Below are 19003 nucleotides of genomic sequence, written 5' to 3'. Positions count from 1 at the left end.
GGAAGATGATGCTGAACCGGATCAACATCGTGCTGGCCCTGCTGCTGATGGCAGCAGCCCTGCTGCTGGTCACCTCGCAGAACCGGGCCCGCCGGCTCAACACCGAAATGGAACAGGCGCAGGGTCAGGCCCGCGAACTGGACGTACGTTTTTCGCAATTGCAGATCGAGATCACCCGACTGGCCAAGCCCTCGCTGCTGGACGCCCGGGCCCGCCAGGATCTGGGGATGATCGCGCTGACCCCAGAGCGCACGATTTATCTGAGAGGAAGCCGCTGATGCCCAAATCAGTCAAATTCGCCGCCCCGCACCTGCTGCAGGCGCGTTTGCAGCTGTGGCGTTCGCGTTTCATGTTTGCGCTGCTGTTCGTGGCGTTCTCGGCGCTCTTTGCCAAGGCGTTCTATCTGCAGACGGCTTCCAAGCCCTTCCTCCAGGCGCAGGGTGCCCAGCGCTATGAAAAGACCATCGAGCTGCAGGCCAACCGGGGCCGCATCCTCGACCGTCATGGTGTGGTGCTGGCGTCCAGCCTGCCGGCCCGCTCCATCTGGGCCTATGCCGACCGCGTGGACCTGAACGATCCGCGCCTCGTCGACCTCGCCCGCCTGCTGGGCATGAAGTCCGAAGAGCTGCAGGGCAAGCTCACACACGGTGATCGCAACTTCACCTTCCTGAAGCGTCAGGTCGATCTGGACACCGCCGAGCGGATTGCCGCCCTGCGCATCCACGGCATCGGCCAGGACAGCGAATACAAGCGCAACTATCCCGAGGGCGAGATTGCCGCGCACCTCGTCGGCTTCACCGACCTGGCCCATGTGGGCCAGGAAGGGCTCGAACTGGCCTTCCAGTCCACACTGGCCGGCAAGCCGGGCAGCCGCCGGGTCATCCGGGATGGCAGCGGCCGCATCATCAGCGACATCGACCAGATCCGCGAACCGCAGGATGGCCGCGACCTGAAGCTCACCATCGATTCGCGCATCCAGTATCAGGCGTTCCAGGCCGTCAAGGAAGCGGTGGTCAGCCAGCAGGCCAAGTCTGGCGCAGCTGTCGTGCTCGATGCCCGCAACGGTCAGGTGCTGGCGCTGGCCAACTGGCCGTCGTACAACCCGGCCGACCGCCGCACGCTCAACGGCAATGGCCTGCGCAATCGTGCCATCACCGACCTGTACGAACCGGGCTCCACGCTGAAGGTGTTCACCGCCGCGCTGGCGCTCGACAGTGGCCGCTACACGCCCTCGTCGCTGTTCGACGCGCGTGAGGGCTTCATGAAGATCGGCCCGGATGTCATCCGTGACGCCCACCGCAACAAGGAACTGATGACGCTGCAGCAGGTCATCCAGAAAAGCTCCAACATCGGCACGGCCAAGATGGCGCTGAGCATGTCGCCCGAGGCGCACTGGAAGATGCTCGATGCCGTCGGTATCGGCCAGGCCCCGCACATCGGTTTCCCCGGTGCCGCGGCCGGTCGCCTGCGTCCGTTTGCCAAATGGAAGCCCATTGAGCACGCCACCATTTCCTACGGTCACGGCCTGTCCGTGTCGCTGCTGCAGATGGCGCGTGCCTACACCGTCTTTGCCGGTGGGGGTGATGTGCTGCCGGCCCAGCTGGTCATGCCCGAAGAAGAGCGCCGCGTGCGGGCCATTCAGGTTTCCTCGCGGGGTGCCGACCTGCGGGTTGGCCAGGGCGCTGCCGCTTCCCGTGGCACGCCGGTGATCAGCGCGAAAACGGCGGCCACCATGCGTCACATCCTCGAAATGTCGGCCGGCAACAAGGACGCCGTGGCGGCTGCGGCCGTTCCTGGCTACCGCATCGGCGGCAAGACCGGTACCACCAAGAAGCTGGAAGGGGGCCGTTACGTCAAGAAATACGTGTCGTCCTTCATCGGCATGGCGCCGATGTCCAACCCGCGCGTCATCGTGGCCGTCATGATCGACGAACCGGGGGCCGGCAAGTATTACGGGGCCGAAATCGCAGCACCGGTGTTCTCGAAAATCACCAGCGAGGCACTGCACACGCTGGCCGTCGAACCGGATGCTCCGTTCGAGACGATGATCTCGCCGATCACCCCCGAACTGACGGTTTCGCCGGGCAGCGTGCCCAGCGCGCCGGGTGACGTGGGCCGCGTGAAGAACATCAGCGTGCCGCGCCATACCCTCATCCCGCAGCCGCGTACCCGGAAGACTTCTTCCGTGGACGAACCCGGCAAGCCGCGACTGGCCGTCCGCCAGGAGAATGAACGTCCGGGCGCCGGACGCGGAGGCGCCTGATGGCCAACCGCCCACCGGGTCAGCCGGCACACATCCAGCCTGAAGCCCTGGTCGCCTGGTTGCGGGAGCATCTGCCCGCCACCGGGCGTCTCGTTTCCGACAGCCGCCGCGTGCACCCCGGAGACGCCTTCTTTGCGTTGGCGGGTCACCGTCTGCAGGGCTCGGCCTTCATCGCACAGGCGCTCGACAAGGGCGCTGCGGCGGTGGTGTTCGGCGTTTCCGCGCCGGCCGCCAGTCATGCGGCTGTGGCTGCCAGTCATGCCGTTCCGGCTGCCGGTCATGCCCAGGAGGCTTCCGGTGGCGGCGTACCGGGTGTGGCCGATATGTCCGGCACGGCAGCGGTGTCCGGTCAGGACAAGGACTTCGCACAGGCCCGGGAGCAAGAGGCGCGGGCCATCGACGACATGCTGGCCAGCCTGCATGCCACCTGGCCGTCGGGCCTGCCCGTGCCCGCCTGCGTCGTGCCCGGTCTGGCCGTCCATCTCGGCCCGGTGGCCGATGCCTTCTACGATCACCCGAGTCATGCGCTGGACGTGGTGGCCGTCACCGGCACCAACGGCAAGACCAGCACCACGCACTGGATTGCTCAGGGCATCAACGATCTGCGTGCCGAGGCACAGCGGGCGGACGGTCTGCTGGCTGCCGACAGGGGTCTGGATGATGCGGACGCAGGCGCTGCTGCCGTTTCCGCCGGGGCAGATTCGCCTGATGCAGGTTCGATCGGTGCAACGCATGGTGCCGGTGCGCATGATGCTGGTGCGCCAGGTGAACCTGTCAGGGCTGCTGCCGGGATGCGCCGGCCCGAAGCGCTGATCATGGCGCTCGATGGCGAGGCCGAACGCGACGTGCCGGTGCCGGCTGGTGCCGGCGTCGTCATTGGCACCAATGGGGTGGGCCGTCCGGGCCAGCTCGAATACGTGGGCCTGACCACGCCCGACGCGCTGACGCTGCAGACGCTGTTCCAGCAGTTTCGCTCGAACACGGACGATCCCGTGGCCGTCGTGGCCATGGAAGCTTCGTCCATCGGCATCGAGCAGGGGCGCATGGCCGGCACCGACATCCATACGGCGGTGTTCACCAATCTCACCCGCGATCACCTCGACTATCACGGTTCCATGGCCACCTACGGGGCGGCCAAGCAGGCGCTCTTTGCCTGGCCCACGCTGCAGGCGGCCGTGGTCAATCTGGGGGATCCGTTTGCGCGGCACCTCATCGATGTGCTCAACGCCCATCCGGCGGCACCGCGCATCATCGGTTACTGGGTCAACAGCGCCTATCGCAACCCCGGCGAAACGGGGCGGGCCGATGATGTGGCCGCAAAGATGGACGAGCATGCCCGCGTCCGTCTGGCGACGTTCTTCCTGCTGTCTGCCCAGTGCGACGAGGTGCTGGAGCTGACCCAGGGCGAGGCGCCCGGCCAGTTCGTGCTGATGATGTTCCCCGGCCGACATCTCACCGACTTTGCCCGGCAGACTGTCGAAGCCGACGGCCAGGAGGGCAGGGATGCGGCCCGCAAACAGCTTACCGGCTCCATGTTCCGCAACGTGGCCGCGCTGCAGCTCGACATTCTGGGTCGCTTCAACCACGAGAACGCACTGGCCGCCGCCGGCAGCTGGCGCGCGCTGGGCTGGAACTTCCCGCGCATTGCCGAGGGCATCCAGCTGCTGCAGCCCGTGCCCGGACGGATGGAAGTGGTGACGCTGCCGGCATCGCCTGCGGCGGCCGCTGCTGATGTATCCGCTTCTGATACAGCCATTTTCGACGCAGCCGTTTCCGATGCCGCTCTTTCCGGTACGACTGCTTCCGGTGCGACGGTTTCTGGTGCAGCCGCGGCCTCTTCTTCGAACATGTCCCTGCCGGAAGGCATGTACGCTGCGGCAGGGGGACCTGCTCCCATTCACGACACCACGCGCCCGTTGGTGGTGGTCGACTATGCCCACACGCCGGACGCGCTGACCAACGTGCTGTCCGCCCTGCGTGAGGTGGCCACCCAGCGTGGCGGCCGGCTCTGCTGTGTGTTCGGTGCCGGTGGCAACCGCGACCGGGGCAAGCGTCCCGACATGGCTCATGCCGTCGAGGCCCTGGCCGACCGTGTGGTGGTCACCAGTGACAACCCGCGTGACGAAGACCCGCAGCGCATCATGGCCGACGTGGCGGCCGGCCTGAAGGCACCGGCCTGGCGTACCGAGGTGGATCGCCGTGCAGCCATCGATGCCGCCATTGCCGATGCCGATGCGGCCGACGTGGTGCTGATTGCCGGCAAGGGGCGGGAAACCACCCAGGAAATCGCCGGCGTGTTCCATCCCTTCTCCGATCCGGACGTGGCCCGGGCCGCCCTGCAGCAGCACTGGTCCGCCGGCGCCGCCGAGCCCGTGCAGGGAAACACGCATCCCGGGGAATCCGGCCGGGGAGACGCCCATGTTTGATCTGCAGAATCTCGCTTCCTGGCTGCCCGAAGTCATCGTGTTCGGGGGTGACGAGGGCCGGTTCACGGGTGTCACCACCGATTCCCGCCAGGTCCGGCCGGGTGATCTGTACATCGCCCTGCGCGGCGAGCGTTTCGACGGGCACGATTTCATCGATGCCGCCATCGCGGCCGGCGCAGCCGGTGTCGCCTCCGAAGTGCGCTTCGAGCGCGCCGGTGTGCTGACCCTGTGGGTGCCCGATACCCGGCTGGCGCTGGGCGCGCTGGCGGCCGGCTGGCGTGCACGCTTCGGCCTGCCGCTCATTGCCGTCACCGGCAGCAACGGCAAGACCACCGTCAAGGAAATGATCGCCGCCATTCTGGTTGCCCACGTGGGCGAGCAGGCGGCCTTTGCCACACGCGGCAATTTCAACAACGACATCGGCGTGCCGCTCACGCTGCTGCGCCTCACCGATGCCCATCGCATGGGTGTGGTGGAAATGGGCATGAACCACTCCGGCGAGATTGCCGGTCTGGCCGCCATGACCCGCCCACAGGTGGCGCTGGTGCTGAATGCCCAGCGCGAGCACCAGGAATTCATGGATGGCCCCGAGGCCACCGCCCGAGAGAACGGCAGCGTGTTCGGCGCGCTCACCCCGGACGGCACGGCGGTCTTTCCCGGCGACGATCCCTGCACGCCCATCTGGCAGCAGCTGGCCGCCGGCAAACGGGTGATGCATTTCGGGCTGGTGGCCGATGAAGCCGCGCTGAACGGGGCCGATCCCCTGCAGGTGGCCGCCGCCCGCGACGCCCGCCCCGGGCATTTCCGTGCCCGCCTGGGCAGCGAAATGGTCGACATCCGCCTGAACATTGCCGGCCGTCACAACGTGCGCAATGCGCTGGCCGCCGCGGCATGCGCGCTGGCGCTGGGCATTCCGGCCGCCACCATCGTGCGCGGACTGGCTGCCTTCGTCCCGGTCAACGGCCGGCTGCGTCTCGTGCACACGCCTGCCGGCGTGCCGCTGATCGACGACACCTACAACGCCAACCCCGATTCGATGCGCGCCGCCATCGACGTGCTGGCCGACCAGCCGGCTCCCCGGCTGCTGGTGATGGGCGACATGGGCGAAACCGGCACGCAGGCCACCGAATTCCACCGCGAAGTGGGCGACTACGCCCGCAGCCGCGGCATCGAACACATCTGGACCGTCGGCAACGACATGCAGGCCGCAGCCGCGGCAGCCGGTGAGCGCGCCCGGCACTGGCCTACCGTGGACGCGCTGCTCGACGCACATGCAACGGCACCGCAGGCAGCGGCCAGCGTGCTGGTCAAAGGGTCCCGCTTCATGAAGATGGAGCGCATCGTCCAGGCCTGGGCAGCCCTGGCCACGCCCGCAGGAGAACACTGATGCTGTTGCTGCTCACGCAATGGTTGTCCAATGAATACCGGCTGTTCTCGGTGTTCAATTACCTCACGCTGCGGGCGGCGCTGGCCACGCTGACGGCGCTGTTCATCGGTCTGCTGTGCGGGCCGCACGTCATCCGCAAGCTCACCGCCATGAAGATCGGCCAGGCGGTGCGGCAGGACGGCCCGCAGACCCATCTGGTCAAGTCGGGCACGCCCACCATGGGTGGCGTGCTGGTGCTGATTTCCATGGGGCTGGCCACGCTGCTGTGGGCCGACCTCTCCAACCGCTTCGTCTGGGTGGTGCTGATCGTCACGCTGGGCTTCGGCATGGTGGGCTGGGTGGATGACTACCGCAAGGTCGTCTATCACGACCCGAAAGGCATGTCGGCGCGCGAAAAATATTTCTGGCAGAGTGCGCTTGGCCTGGTGGCCGCACTCTATCTTGCCTTCGCCATTCCCACCCAGTCGGTTGCAGAAGCGTTTCAGTTGTTTCACCAGTGGATGAGCAGTGGCTTTTCGTTGCCAATGCCCGACACTGTTCACCTGCAGATGCCATTCTTCAAGGAATGGAGCATTCCGCTGGGCGTGGCGGGCTTCGTGGCGCTGACGTATTTCGTCATCGTCGGCACCAGCAATGCCGTCAACCTCACGGACGGTGCCGATGGTCTGGCCATCATGCCGGCCGTGCTCGTCGGGGGCGCGCTGGGCATCTTTGCCTACGTCACCGGCAACAGCGTGTTTGCCAGATACCTGCTGATTCCCTACGTGCCCGGGGCGGGGGAGCTGATCGTGCTGTGCGGTGCCATTTTTGGTGCCGGACTGGCCTTTCTGTGGTTCAACGCCTATCCCGCCCAGGTCTTCATGGGTGACGTGGGGGCGCTGGCGCTGGGGGCGGCACTGGGCTGCATCGCCGTCATCGTGCGGCAGGAAATCATGCTGTTCATCATGGGCGGCGTGTTCGTGGCCGAAACCGTCTCGGTGATGCTGCAGGTGTCGTGGTTCAAGTACACCAAGCGCAAATATGGCACCGGCAAGCGCATCTTCCGCATGGCGCCGCTGCATCACCACTTCGAGGTGGGCGGCGTGAAGGAATCGCAGGTGGTGGTTCGTTTCTGGATCGTCACCATGGTGCTGGTACTGGTTGGACTCTCTTCCCTGAAACTGCGTTGAGATGGGCATGATCGAACTTCATCAAAAACGGGCAGCCGTCATCGGACTGGGCCAGTCGGGCCTGGCGATGGCGCGCTGGCTGGCGCGCGCCGGTTGCAGCCGCGTGCAGGTTTTTGATGACCGTGCCCAGCCGCCGGGACTGGAGCAGCTGCGCACGCTCGTGCCCGAGGCCACCTTCGAATCGCGCCCGCTGGATGCTTCGCTGCTGGGTGACGCGGCCGGGGTGTCTGCGCCGGAGGCCAGTAACGACGGAAGCGGCCCCGCACGGAACGGTACGGCCGCAGCCAGCCAGCCTTCAGCCGATGCAGCTTTGGCCGATGCAGGCGAAATTACCGTCGCACAGGCAGCATCCCCGGCGGCCGACCGCCCCGTCGTGCACCTCCCGTATGGTCAGGTCTGGCCCGACGACGAGGATGACGACGACACGGACGGCAGCACATCCGGCGCGACAGCCGGCGATGCCGCCTCTGCCGCCGAAGCTGCGCTGCCCGACCTGAGTGACCAGCCCTTCGATCTGCTGGCCTGGAGTCCTGGCGTGTCCATCGAGACCGGGGGTGGCCAGCAGCTCTTCGAGGCGGCACGCCGCCGTGGCATTCCCGTGGTGGGCGAACTGGACCTGTTCATGGATGCCGTCACCACGCTGCAGGCGCAGGGCGCCGACACGCAGGTGGTGGCCATTACCGGCACCAACGGCAAGACCACCGTGACCCGGCTGTGTGCCTTCCTGGCCAACGAGGCCGGGGTCGAGGCCGTGGCCTGCGGCAACATCAGCCCGTCGCTGCTGGATGCGCTGATGGACCGCCTGGGCGATACGCCGATAGAGGCCATGCCGGCGGATGAAGCCGAAAGCGTTCCGGCGTCCACGGCACTGGCTGCCCGGTCGGAGGAACATCTGACTCGTGTCATGCAGCCGGACACCATGCAGGCAGATGCCTCATCCCGGGCTGCGGCCAGCGTTGCAAACGATATCCAGGAAAATGCGCCTGCAGGCAGCACAGACAGCGATTCTGCGTCCGTCACGGAACAGGAAGCCACCTCGGCAAAAGCCGCCACCGAAGGCGCCGCCGCCCGCATTTCCTCCGCACTCGCCGAGGCCGAGCAGGCTTTGACTGCCGCCGATGTGCCCACCACGGACGAGGACGCCCCCGTCTTCCTCCCGCCGCCGGTGCAGCCGAAACGCGAACCCAGCGCCGCCGCGAAGAAAATGCCGCGTCTCTGGGCGCTGGAGCTGTCCAGCTTCCAGCTGGCCGTTGCACGGCCGCCTGCGGTGCAGGCCGCCACGGTGCTCAACGTCACGCCCGACCATTTCGACTGGCACGGCTCGATGCAGAATTACCGCGCGGCCAAGATGCGCATCTACGAGGCCGCCCGGCGTCGCGTCATCAATCTCGACGATTCGCTGGCCGATCCCGACATCCCCACACCGTGGGAGCTGGCCGCTGCCGAGGCCGCCGCCGCTGCAGAGGCCGCACAGCCTGTGAAGGGCCGGGGCCGCAAGGCCAGACCGAAGAAGGTGGTCGAGCCGGAGCGGGCGCCGCGTACCGATTTTTCACTGCACACACCGCACACCGCGCCGGCCTTCGGTCTGGTGCGTGAAGGCGGCCTGGCCTGGCTGACCGAAGCCATGGCCGAGGAAATGCCCACGGGCGGACGGCGCAGGAAGCAGGCCGAACCGGTGGAATTCATCCTCAACCGCATGATGCCGGCCGACGCCCTGCGCGTGCAGGGCGCGCACAACCATGCCAACGTGCTGGCGGCGCTGGCGCTGCTGCGCGCCTGCAACGTGCCGATGCGCGCCATGTTGCATGCGCTGCGTGCCTTCGTGCCCGACCATCACCGCTGCGAACCGGTGACGGTGGTCAACGGCATCGAATACATCGATGACAGCAAGGGCACCAATATCGGTGCCACGGTGGCGGCCCTGCAGGGGCTGGGCCGCCGTGCCGTGCTGATTGCCGGTGGCGTGGGCAAGGACCAGGATTTCTCGCTGCTCGCCCCGTCGGTCGCTGCCCATGCACGCGCCGTCGTGCTGATCGGCCGCGATGCACCGCTGCTGCGTGACGCGCTGGCCGATACTGGTGTACCGCTGCACGATGCCACGGACATGGATGCGGCCGTGCGCCTGTGCGCCACGCTGGCGCAGCCGGGCGACGTGGTGCTGCTGTCGCCGGCCTGTGCCAGTTTCGACATGTTCACCGGCTATGCACAGCGCGGTGATGTCTTTGCCCAGGCCGTGCGCAGCATGGCCGAGGAGGCCGGACAGCCATGCTGAACCGGCTGGGAAACCTGTTGCCCGCCTTCGGATGGCTGGGGGGCGCCGACCGGACCGAACCCGGGTCCGGCAAGGCCGTGCGCGGTCGCCGCTCGCCCGCCAGCCGTGCGCTCAGTCGCAGTGCGCTCGAAAACACCTCCGTGCAGCGTTTCGACGCCGCGCTGGTATGGATGACGGCGCTGCTGCTGGGGCTGGGGCTGGTGATGGTGTATTCCGCCTCCATCGCCATTCTGGAAAGACGCGATCCCACCGGTGGTTCGGCCACGTTCTACCTCGTTCGCCAGAGTGCCGCCATCGGCATGGCGCTGGTGGCCAGCGTGTTTGCCTATGCCGTGCCGCCCGAGCGCTGGCAGCAGCTGGCGCGGCCCCTGTTTGCCGTCGGGGCGGTATTGCTGATCCTGGTGTTCGTGCCGGTCATCGGCAAGCGGGCCGGGGGCGCGGTGCGCTGGGTCACGCTGGGCTTCACTACCATCCAGCCCACCGAGCTTATGAAGCTCTTCGTCATTCTGTACGCGGCCGATTATTCGGTGCGCAAACAGCAGATCATGGGGCAGTGGCGGGCCTTCGTGCCCATGGCCATTGCGCTGTCGGTCGTGGGCCTTCTGATCATGCGCCAGCCCGACCTGGGTGCGCTGATCGTCATCCTGATGGTGGCGATGGGCGTGCTGTTCCTTGGCGGCATGAATTCGCGGCTGTTCTTCGGCATGGTCGCCTTTCTGGTTGCGGTGTTCGCAGCCTTCATCCTGTTCGTGCCGTTCCGGCGTGCACGATTCTTTTCCTATCTGGATCCGTTCGCTCGTGCCAATGCGGAAGGCAGCAGCTATCAGCTCACCCATTCCCTGATGGCCATCGGCAAGGGCGAGTGGCTGGGCAGCGGCCTGGGGGCCGGCGTGGCCAAGCTCAATTTTCTGCCCGAACCGCACACCGACTTTCTCTTTGCCACCATCGGCGAGGAGCTGGGCATGGTGGGCATGCTGGTCGTGATCATCATGTTCTTCTGGGTGGTGCGCCGCTGCTTCGAGATCGGGCGCCAGGCCATTGCCTTCGAGGAGCTGTTCAGCGGACTGGTGGCCCAGGGTGTGGGCCTGTGGATCGGAATCCAGGTTTTCATCAACCTCGGCGTCAATCTGGGCCTGCTGCCCACCAAGGGACTGACGCTGCCCTTCATGAGTTTCGGGGGCAGTGCCATCCTGATGAACTGCGTGGCCATGGCCATCGTGCTGCGCATCGATGTCGAAAACCGCAGACTGATGCGTGGGGGAGATAAAAAACGATGAGTGCCAAACGCGCCCTGATCATGGCCGGGGGTACCGGCGGACACATCTTTCCGGGGCTTGCCGTGGCCGAAGTGCTGCGCGAGCGCGGCTGGGAAGTCTTCTGGCTGGGCAACCCCGACGGCATGGAAGCCCTGCTGGTGCCGCAGCACGACATTCCGATGAAGCATGTGCATTTCAAGGGGGTGCGCGGCAAGGGGCTGATGACCAAGCTGCGCGCACCGCTGCGCCTGAAGCACGCCTACGACGAGGCGAAGAAGGCGTTCATGGACGTGCGTCCGGACGTGGTGCTGGGGCTGGGCGGCTACGTGACGGTGCCCGGCGGGCTGGTGGCGCGCACCCTGCGCGTGCCGCTGGTGCTGCACGAACAGAATTCCGTGGCCGGCATGTCCAACCGGCTGCTGGCACGTTTTGCATCGCGGGTGCTGGTGGCCTTTCCGGGGGCGATGTCCAACGCCGTCTGGGTGGGCAACCCGGTCAACCGGGCCATTGCCGCCATTCCGGCGCCCGAGCTGCGCTACCGCGAACGCACCGGTCCGATGAAGGTGCTGGTGGTGGGCGGCAGTCTGGGGGCGCAGGTGTTCAACCGCGTCATTCCCAATGCATTCGGCCTGATCGATCCCGAGCACCGGCCGGAAATCCTGCACCAGAGCGGTCGTGCGCACCTGGAAGAACTGCGGGCCAATTACAAGGCGGCGGCCGTCGATGCGCGCGCCGTGGCCTTCATCGACAACATGGCCGAAGCCTATTCCGAGGCCGATCTGGTGATTGCCCGCGCAGGCGCCACCACGGTGTCGGAGCTGGCTGCTGCGGGGGTGGCCTCCATTCTGGTGCCCTATCCGCATGCGGTGGACGATCACCAGACCGGCAATGCCCGCTTCCTGTCCGAAACCGGTGCGGCCATTCTGGTGCCGCAGAACGAACTGACACCGTCGGGGCTGTCGTCGCTGCTCGCGCATTTCACGCGGCCTGCGCTGGCCACCATGGCGGCCAAGGCGCGCACGCTGGGCAAACCCGATGCGGCCACCATCGTGGCCGATACCTGTGAGGCCGTTGCCAGATGAAGCACAAGGTTCGCAAAATCCATTTCGTCGGCATCGGTGGCGCCGGCATGAGTGGCATTGCCGAAGTGCTGCTCAACCTCGGCTATCAGGTCAGTGGTTCCGACATGAACAGCTCGCCCGTCACGCAGCGGCTGCAGTCGCTGGGTGCCGAAGTGCACATCGGCCATCGCGCCGAAAATGCCGAGGCGGCCGATTGCGTGGTGGTGTCCACCGCCGTGCGCAGCGACAACCCGGAAGTGCGCCGTGCCCGTGCACGTCGCGTGCCGGTGGTGCCGCGTGCGCTGATGCTGGCCGAGCTGATGAAGCTCAAGCAGGGTGTGGCCATTGCCGGCACGCACGGCAAGACCACCACCACCAGCCTGGTGGCCAGCATTCTGGCCCGGGCCGGGCTCGATCCCACCTTCGTGATCGGCGGGCGCCTCAACAGCGCCGGCGTCAATGCGCGGCTGGGCAAGGGCGATTACATCGTCGTCGAGGCCGATGAATCGGATGCCTCGTTCCTCAACCTGCTGCCGATGATCGCCGCCGTCACCAACATCGACGCCGATCACATGGACACCTATGGCCATGACATGGCCCGGCTCAAGCAGGCGTTCGTCGATTTTCTGAACCGGCTGCCGTTCTACGGCACTGCCGTGCTGTGCGTGGACGATCCGCATGTGCGCGAGATCATTCCGTTCGTGTCCAAGCCGGTGGTCACCTACGGACTGGGTGAAGAGGCACAGGTCAGGGCCGTGGATGTGCAGCCCAGCGGTGACCGCATGGGCTTTACCGTGCTGCGTGAAGGCGAGGAACCGCTGGCCGTGACGCTGGCGCTGAGCGGTGAACACAACGTGCGCAACGCGCTGGCCGCCATTGCCATTGCGTCGGAGCTGGGCGTCGAAAATGCGGCCATCGTGGAGGCGCTGGCGGAGTTCCGGGGCGTCGGGCGTCGTTTTGAACGCTACGGTGAAATTCCCATACCACAGCGCGGGGCCGAAAACGCCGCATTTGCTGGTCAAGCAGCGCCTGCTTCGGGTACCTTTACGCTCATCGATGACTACGGGCACCACCCGGTGGAAATCGGCGCCACGCTCGATGCCGTGCGCGGTGCGTTTCCGGGGCGGCGCCTGGTGCTGGCCTTCCAGCCGCACCGCTACTCGCGCACGCGGGACCTGTTCGAGGATTTCGTCCAGGTGCTGGGTCGCGCCGACCAGCTGATACTGACGGAAGTATACGCAGCCGGCGAGGCGCCGATCGTGGCGGCAGATGGCCGGGCCATGGTGCGCGCCGTGCGGCTGGCCAGCCAGCGTGATCCGCTGTTCGTGGCCGACGTGAACGAGCTGCCGGCCACCGTGCTGGGGCTGGTGCAGCCGGGGGACGTGGTCATCACCATGGGTGCAGGCAGCATCGGTGCCATGCCTGCACAGATCGTGGCCCGTGCGGCGGCTGCCGTGCCCGCGCAACCAGGAGTCGATCATGACTGATTCCCTGTATCCGTTTCCCTTTCCCGCGACCATCGATCCCGCCTCGCTGGGGCGTGTGGTCGTGCTGATGGGCGGCCATTCGTCCGAACGGAACGTGTCGCTGGAATCGGGGCGCAACGTGCTCGAGGCGCTCAAGTCGCGCGGGGTCGATGCCGAGGGTTTCGATCCGGCCGAACGTTCGCTGGGCGAGCTGGAAGCATCGAAATTCGATCGCGCCTTCATCGCGCTGCATGGCCGCTATGGCGAAGACGGTACGCTGCAGGGCGTGCTCGAAATGATCGGCCTGCCGTACACGGGGTCGGGCGTGCTGGCCTCGGCGCTGGCCATCGACAAGATCGCCACCAAGCAGATGTGGCAGGCAGGGCGCCTGCCCACGCCGCCGTGGGAAGTGCTGCTCGGACCGCACCAGCTCGTGGGGTTGGCCGAACGGCTGGGGCTGCCGCTGATCATCAAGCCGCCGCACGAGGGCTCCACGCTGGGCCTGACGCGGGTCGATTCGCTCGACCGCCTGCCTGCTGCCTACGAGCGCGCAGCCGCCATCGATGCGCCGGTGCTGGCCGAACGCTTCATCCAGGGGCGTGAACTCACCGTGGCCGTGCTCGGCAATTCGGCGGCGGCACGTGCGCTGCCGGTGGTGGAAATCCGCGCACCGGGCGGCAACTACGACTACCGCAACAAGTATTTCACCGACGACACCCGCTACCTGTGCCCGGCGCCGCTGGTGCCCAACCTGGCAGCCGACATCGCCACGCTGGCCGAGGCCGCCTACCGGGCGGTGGGCTGCGAGGGCTGGGGCCGTGTGGACATCATGCTGGACGATGCCAGCCAGCGTGCCTGGCTGCTGGAAGTGAACACCTCGCCGGGCATGACCAGCCATTCGCTGGTGCCGATTGCGGCCCGTGCCGCCGGGATTTCCTATGAGGATCTGGTGTTGGGGCTGACAGCTCAGGCATCGCTGAAAATACAACGTCGTGTTGCATCGGAGGCGATTGCGTGAATTTGTGGCATGATCCGCGCGCGCTCAATGCCATGGCGAACCTGATGCTGATGGTGGCCTTTGCCTGCCTGCTGCTGGCCGGCATCTGGTGGGTCAGCCAGCGTTCGGCATTCGACCTGCTGGCCATCGAGGTCGGGCCGGTCAGCGGGCGCACGCTGGATCATGTCGATGAAGCGGCGATGGGCACCCTGGGTGCCAATCGTCTGGAAGGAAATTTCTTTACCGTGGGGCTGGATCATGTCCGCAGGCGATTCGAGGAAGTGCCGTGGGTACGGCGCGCCGAGGTTCGCCGCATCTGGCCCAACCGGCTTTTCGTCGCGCTGGAAGAGCACCAGGTGCTGGCGCGCTGGAAGGATGACAGCGGACGTTTCGTCAACACCCATGGGGAACTGTTCGCGGTGAAACCTGCCGAAGTCGCCAATCACCAGAATCTGCTGACGCTGTCCGGCCCGGACGGCAGCCAGATGCTGGTCACCCGCCGCTACGACGAGCTGGCGCACCAGCTGCTGCCGCTGTCGATGCGGCCGGTGGCGCTGGAGCTGTCCGACCGCCAGTCGTGGACGGCCCGGCTCGACAGTGGCATCACCCTGAAGCTGGGACGTGACGAGGGCGTACCGGTGGCCGATCGTGTCGCACGCTGGGTCACGGCCCACCCGCTCATCCAGGCCCGCCTCAACGGACGCGCCGAGGTCGTCGACCTGCGCTATCCCAACGGGTTTGCCGTGCGTGCGCCCGGCGCCCTGGAATCCGACGGCAATGGTGCCGCCCATCGTGACAATCTTCATTGAGTGCCCATACAGACCATGACACGTGATAACAAGGATCTGCTGGTTGGCCTGGACATCGGCACCTCGAAAGTGGTGGCGATCGTGGCCGAGCTGCATGCCGACGGCGAGATCGAGGTGATCGGCACCGGCCAGTACGAGTCCAACGGCCTGAAGAAGGGCGTCGTCGTCGACATCGAGAAGACGGTGGCCTCCATCCAGGCGGCGCTCGAAGAGGCTGAGATCACGTCCGGCCAGAAGGTGCAGCAGGTCGTCACCGGCATCGCCGGCAGCCACATCCGCAGCTTCAACTCCATCGGCATGGTGGCCATCAAGGACAAGGAAGTCACCGAGGCCGACGTGGCCCGCGTGATCGAAACCGCCAAGGCCGTGGCCATCCCCACCGACCAGCAGATCCTGCACGTGCTGCCGCAGGAATTCATCATCGACGGCCAGGAAGACATCCGCGAGCCCGTGGGCATGAGCGGCGTGCGGCTGGACGTGAAGGTGCACGTGGTCACCGGCGCCGTCTCGGCCGTGCAGAACATCATCAAGTGCGTGCGCCGCTGCGGGCTGGCCGTGCAGGACCTGATCCTGCAGCCGCTGGCTTCGGCCAACGCCGTGCTGACCGTGGATGAAAAGGAACTGGGCGTTGCGCTGGTCGACATCGGCGGCGGCACCACCGACGTGGCGGTGTTCGTCGGCGGTTCCATCCGCCATTCGGCCGTCATTCCGGTGGCCGGTGACCAGATCACCAGCGACATCGCCATGGCGCTGCGCACCCCCACGGCCGACGCCGAGGACATCAAGCTGCGCCATGGCCTGGCCAAGCCCACGCTGGCCAATCCGGGCGAGAAAATCGAGGTGCCGGGCATCGGCGACCGCGGGCCGCGTTCGCTGTCCAAGCAGGGCCTGGCCTCCGTCATCGAACCGCGGGTGGAAGAGCTGTTCCAGCTGGTGCAGCAGACCATCCGCGAATCCGGCTACGAGGATGCGCTCTCGTCCGGTATCGTGCTCACCGGCGGCTCCAGCCTGCTGCCGGGCATGGCCGAGCTGGCCGAGGACATCTTCCTCAAGCCGGTCCGTGTCGGCGCACCTTCCTACAGCGGCAGTCTGTCGGATGTGGTGCGCACCCCCCGTTATGCCACCGCGATGGGTCTGCTGGAAGAAGCACGCCAGCAGCGTCTGCGGGGGCGAAAGGTTGCGGAACAGTCGGGTTCCTTCCGGGACACGATACGCCGCATGAAAGAATGGTTTTTCGGGAGCTTTTGAGCCAAAATCGCGCTTTGGTCCCGAATGATCGCCGAAAGGGAGGGGCTTCCTTGCCCGTTGCCGCTCCCGCCAGTCCGGAGGCACGTGCCGTTGCGGCGCGCCTGACGACTGTTCATTCAAAACAGGAGGTTTTTCAGCTATGACATTCAAAATGTTGGAAACAGATGTCGACGGCGCCGTCATCAAGGTGGTGGGCGTCGGGGGCGGTGGTGGTAACGCCGTCAACCACATGGTCAACCGCGGTGTGCAGGGCGTCGAGTTCATCGCCGTCAACACCGACCGCCAGGCACTGGCCCGCTCGCTGGCCAGCCGCACCATCCAGCTGGGTGATGCCGGTCTGGGCGCCGGGGCCAACCCCGAAGCCGGCCGGGCCGCTGCCCAGGCCGAGCGCGGCAACATCCGTGCCGCCCTGGAAGGCGCCAACATGGTGTTCATCACCGCCGGCATGGGCAAGGGCACCGGAACGGGCGCCTCGCCCGTGGTGGCCGAAATTGCCAAGGAACTGGGCATCCTGACCGTTGGCGTGGTCACCAAGCCCTTCAACTACGAAGGCAGCCGCAAGCAGCGCGTGGCCGACGAGGGCATCGAGAACCTGATCGGTCAGGTGGATTCGCTGATCGTCGTGCTCAACGAAAAGCTCTTCGAGGTGATGGACGAGGACGCCACCCTGGAAGACGCCTTCAAGCGTGCCGACGACGTGCTGCACAACGCGGTGGCCGGCATTGCCGAGATCATCAACGTGCCCGGCCTGGTGAACGTCGACTTTGCCGACGTGAAGACCATCATGGGTGAGCAGGGCAAGGCGATGATGGGTATCGGCGAGGCTTCGGGGCTGGATCGTGCCCGTCTGGCAGCCGAACAGGCCGTGTCCTCCCCGCTGCTCGATGGCGTCGACCTGCATGGTGCCCGCGGCGTGATCGTCAACATCACCGCCAGCCGCTCCCTGAAGCTGCGCGAGACCAACGAGGTCATCAACACCATCAAGCAGTTCTGCGCCGAAGACGCCACCATCATCCACGGTACCGTCTACGAAGAGGACATGGAAGACTCGCTGCGTGTCACCGTCGTGGCCACCGGCATCGGCAAACTGGTGCGCAAGCCCCAGCTGGTTTCGCAGCCGGCCGTCAAGACCGGTACCGATGACCTGGCACTCGACACCGTCGATGCCATCGGCGGCCTGGACGAGCCCAACGTGTTCCGCAACCCGCGCAGCCAGGCGGCCGAGCGCGTCAACGCCATGTCGCAGAAAGGCGTCGACCGTCTCGACATCCCGGCATTCCTGCGTCGCCAGGCCGACTGATCGTCCGTCCTGGCCCTGATCGGCGGCCGGCGCAGCCAGTCCGGTGCCGCATGACAGGGCTGTTTGCCTCCGGATTTCGCGCATCTGCGCCCTCCGGCCGACAGACAGCCCCGGGAACCTCCGGGCCCTCACCCGGTGCCCCTTCCCGCAGCGGCGGTTTTACCGATGGCCTGCCCGGCACGCCGGAGGCGCCCCATGCCGGTATCATTGCCGGCCTTTTTTGTTTCTGGAGAACCCGAAGATGCTGAGACAGAAAACCCTGCGCGGGCCGGTACAGGCCATCGGCATCGGCCTGCATTCCGGTCAGCGGGTCTCCCTCAACATCAAGCCGGGCCCGGCCGATTCGGGCATCGTCTTTCGCCGCGTGGACCTCGATCCGCCGGTGGATCTGCCCGCGCTGGCGCACCGCATCACCGACACGCGACTCAACACCACGCTCTCGGCCGACACCGAAGGCCCGGGCCTGGAAGTGGCCGTCCACACCATCGAACACCTGATGTCCGCCCTGGCCGGGCTGGGCATCGACAATGCGCAGATCGACATCACCGCCAGCGAGGTGCCCATCCTCGACGGCTCGGCGGGTTCCTTCGTCTATCTGCTGCAGTCGGCCGGCCTGGAAGAGCAGGCCGCGCCCAAGCGCTTCATCCGCATCAAGCGCCCCGTACAGATCAACGACGGCGACAAGTGGGTGCGGCTCGACCCCTACGAGGGCTTCAAGCTCAGCTTCGAGATCGCCTTCGGCCAGGCGGCCATCGACGCCACCGGCCAGCGCATCGAGATCGACTTCGCCAACACTTCCTACATCCAGGAAATCGCCCGTGCCCGCACCTTCGTGATGGCCAGCGAGGTCGAGCTGCTGCGCAAGCACGGCCTGGCGCTGGGGGGCAGCCTCGACAACGCCATCGTGGTGGATGACGACCGCGTGCTCAACGCCGACGGCCTGCGCTATCGCGACGAGTTTGCCAAGCACAAGGCACTGGATGCCATCGGCGACCTGTACCTGATCGGCCACCCCATCCTGGGTGCCTACCACGCCCGCAAGTCCGGCCACCACATGAACAACCTGCTGGTGCGTGCCGTGCTGGACAATCCCGACAGCTACGAGATCGCCACCTTCACCCAGCGCAGGAACGCACCGCTGTTCTCGCTGGACTGGGGTTGAAATTTCCGCGAAGCTGGAAACGGCATGTCCCTCCCGGCAGCGTGAACCCCTTTCGTGCCGGGCAGGGTGAAACACCAGGGGAATGCCGGGCTGCCCGGGGGCACGGAATACTTCTTCCGGTCTGCGAAATGCCGTTCCCGATTCACGAAATGCTGCCCATGGCCTGTGAAATACCGTCCATGGTCCG

14 protein-coding genes are annotated in these 19003 nt (G+C 66.4%); all 14 read left to right on the top strand.

Annotated features, from left to right (window positions below; genetic code table 11):
* Nucleotides 1–5: 5 nt before the first annotated feature.
* On the top strand, nucleotides 6–278 hold the full coding sequence (gene ftsL, locus EHV23_RS08375) for a cell division protein FtsL (protein ID WP_125095679.1): 273 nt from the start codon (nucleotides 6–8) through the stop codon (nucleotides 276–278).
* Entirely contained in the window at nucleotides 278–2263 is a 1986-nt protein-coding gene (locus EHV23_RS08370) for a peptidoglycan D,D-transpeptidase FtsI family protein (protein WP_125095678.1), read from the top strand. The genes ftsL and EHV23_RS08370 overlap by 1 nt, the downstream gene beginning before the upstream one ends.
* Complete coding sequence (locus EHV23_RS16070; protein ID WP_238990393.1) at nucleotides 2263–4689, top strand: Mur ligase family protein; 2427 nt, start codon at nucleotides 2263–2265, stop codon at nucleotides 4687–4689. The genes EHV23_RS08370 and EHV23_RS16070 overlap by 1 nt, the downstream gene beginning before the upstream one ends.
* The gene (locus tag EHV23_RS08350) at nucleotides 4682–6076 is read left to right on the top strand and encodes a UDP-N-acetylmuramoyl-tripeptide--D-alanyl-D-alanine ligase (protein ID WP_125095677.1); all 1395 of its coding nucleotides are present in this window, start codon (nucleotides 4682–4684) and stop codon (nucleotides 6074–6076) included. The genes EHV23_RS16070 and EHV23_RS08350 overlap by 8 nt, the downstream gene beginning before the upstream one ends.
* Nucleotides 6076–7245: a phospho-N-acetylmuramoyl-pentapeptide-transferase gene (mraY, locus tag EHV23_RS08345; protein WP_125095676.1), complete on the top strand. Its 1170-nt coding sequence runs from the start codon at nucleotides 6076–6078 to the stop codon at nucleotides 7243–7245. Before EHV23_RS08350 ends, mraY begins: the two co-directional genes overlap by 1 nt.
* 7 nt (nucleotides 7246–7252) lie before the next feature.
* Nucleotides 7253–9517 (top strand): Mur ligase family protein, encoded by a 2265-nt coding sequence (locus tag EHV23_RS08340; protein WP_125095675.1) that lies wholly within the window; start codon nucleotides 7253–7255, stop codon nucleotides 9515–9517.
* Nucleotides 9511–10794 carry a putative lipid II flippase FtsW gene (ftsW, locus tag EHV23_RS08335; protein ID WP_125095674.1) on the top strand — a complete coding sequence of 428 codons (1284 nt, stop codon included), beginning with the start codon at nucleotides 9511–9513 and terminating at the stop codon, nucleotides 10792–10794. Before EHV23_RS08340 ends, ftsW begins: the two co-directional genes overlap by 7 nt.
* Nucleotides 10791–11855: an undecaprenyldiphospho-muramoylpentapeptide beta-N-acetylglucosaminyltransferase gene (gene murG, locus EHV23_RS08330; protein WP_125095673.1), complete on the top strand. Its 1065-nt coding sequence runs from the start codon at nucleotides 10791–10793 to the stop codon at nucleotides 11853–11855. Before ftsW ends, murG begins: the two co-directional genes overlap by 4 nt.
* Nucleotides 11852–13321 carry a UDP-N-acetylmuramate--L-alanine ligase gene (murC, locus tag EHV23_RS08325; RefSeq protein ID WP_125095672.1) on the top strand — a complete coding sequence of 490 codons (1470 nt, stop codon included), beginning with the start codon at nucleotides 11852–11854 and terminating at the stop codon, nucleotides 13319–13321. The genes murG and murC overlap by 4 nt, the downstream gene beginning before the upstream one ends.
* The gene (locus tag EHV23_RS08320) at nucleotides 13314–14318 is read left to right on the top strand and encodes a D-alanine--D-alanine ligase (protein ID WP_125095671.1); all 1005 of its coding nucleotides are present in this window, start codon (nucleotides 13314–13316) and stop codon (nucleotides 14316–14318) included. The genes murC and EHV23_RS08320 overlap by 8 nt, the downstream gene beginning before the upstream one ends.
* Nucleotides 14315–15106, top strand: coding sequence for a cell division protein FtsQ/DivIB (locus tag EHV23_RS08315; RefSeq protein WP_125095670.1), 792 nt, complete (start codon nucleotides 14315–14317; stop codon nucleotides 15104–15106). The genes EHV23_RS08320 and EHV23_RS08315 overlap by 4 nt, the downstream gene beginning before the upstream one ends.
* 15 nt (nucleotides 15107–15121) lie before the next feature.
* The gene (ftsA, locus tag EHV23_RS08310; protein ID WP_125095669.1) at nucleotides 15122–16354 is read left to right on the top strand and encodes a cell division protein FtsA; all 1233 of its coding nucleotides are present in this window, start codon (nucleotides 15122–15124) and stop codon (nucleotides 16352–16354) included.
* Between the two features lie 139 nt (nucleotides 16355–16493).
* Nucleotides 16494–17654 carry a cell division protein FtsZ gene (gene ftsZ / locus EHV23_RS08305; RefSeq protein WP_125095668.1) on the top strand — a complete coding sequence of 387 codons (1161 nt, stop codon included), beginning with the start codon at nucleotides 16494–16496 and terminating at the stop codon, nucleotides 17652–17654.
* Between the two features lie 241 nt (nucleotides 17655–17895).
* Nucleotides 17896–18816 carry a UDP-3-O-acyl-N-acetylglucosamine deacetylase gene (gene lpxC / locus EHV23_RS08300; protein ID WP_125095667.1) on the top strand — a complete coding sequence of 307 codons (921 nt, stop codon included), beginning with the start codon at nucleotides 17896–17898 and terminating at the stop codon, nucleotides 18814–18816.
* Nucleotides 18817–19003 lie beyond the last annotated feature (187 nt).

The sequence above is a fragment of the Lautropia dentalis genome, assembly GCF_003892345.1.
GTDB classification, from domain to species: Bacteria; Pseudomonadota; Gammaproteobacteria; order Burkholderiales; family Burkholderiaceae_E; genus Lautropia; species Lautropia dentalis.
Note: the sequence above shows the minus strand (reverse complement) of the source record. Positions and strands in the feature narration are given on the sequence as shown.

What these genes read in the sequence shown, in the direction of transcription:
- ftsL (WP_125095679.1), top strand. Translation starts at nt 6, where the DNA reads ATGATGCTGAACCGGATCAACATCGTGCTGGCCCTGCTGCTGATGGCA.
- EHV23_RS08370 (WP_125095678.1), top strand. Translation starts at nt 278, where the DNA reads ATGCCCAAATCAGTCAAATTCGCCGCCCCGCACCTGCTGCAGGCGCGT.
- EHV23_RS16070 (WP_238990393.1), top strand. Translation starts at nt 2,263, where the DNA reads ATGGCCAACCGCCCACCGGGTCAGCCGGCACACATCCAGCCTGAAGCC.
- EHV23_RS08350 (WP_125095677.1), top strand. Translation starts at nt 4,682, where the DNA reads ATGTTTGATCTGCAGAATCTCGCTTCCTGGCTGCCCGAAGTCATCGTG.
- mraY (WP_125095676.1), top strand. Translation starts at nt 6,076, where the DNA reads ATGCTGTTGCTGCTCACGCAATGGTTGTCCAATGAATACCGGCTGTTC.
- EHV23_RS08340 (WP_125095675.1), top strand. Translation starts at nt 7,253, where the DNA reads ATGATCGAACTTCATCAAAAACGGGCAGCCGTCATCGGACTGGGCCAG.
- ftsW (WP_125095674.1), top strand. Translation starts at nt 9,511, where the DNA reads ATGCTGAACCGGCTGGGAAACCTGTTGCCCGCCTTCGGATGGCTGGGG.
- murG (WP_125095673.1), top strand. Translation starts at nt 10,791, where the DNA reads ATGAGTGCCAAACGCGCCCTGATCATGGCCGGGGGTACCGGCGGACAC.
- murC (WP_125095672.1), top strand. Translation starts at nt 11,852, where the DNA reads ATGAAGCACAAGGTTCGCAAAATCCATTTCGTCGGCATCGGTGGCGCC.
- EHV23_RS08320 (WP_125095671.1), top strand. Translation starts at nt 13,314, where the DNA reads ATGACTGATTCCCTGTATCCGTTTCCCTTTCCCGCGACCATCGATCCC.
- ftsA (WP_125095669.1), top strand. Translation starts at nt 15,122, where the DNA reads ATGACACGTGATAACAAGGATCTGCTGGTTGGCCTGGACATCGGCACC.
- ftsZ (WP_125095668.1), top strand. Translation starts at nt 16,494, where the DNA reads ATGACATTCAAAATGTTGGAAACAGATGTCGACGGCGCCGTCATCAAG.
- lpxC (WP_125095667.1), top strand. Translation starts at nt 17,896, where the DNA reads ATGCTGAGACAGAAAACCCTGCGCGGGCCGGTACAGGCCATCGGCATC.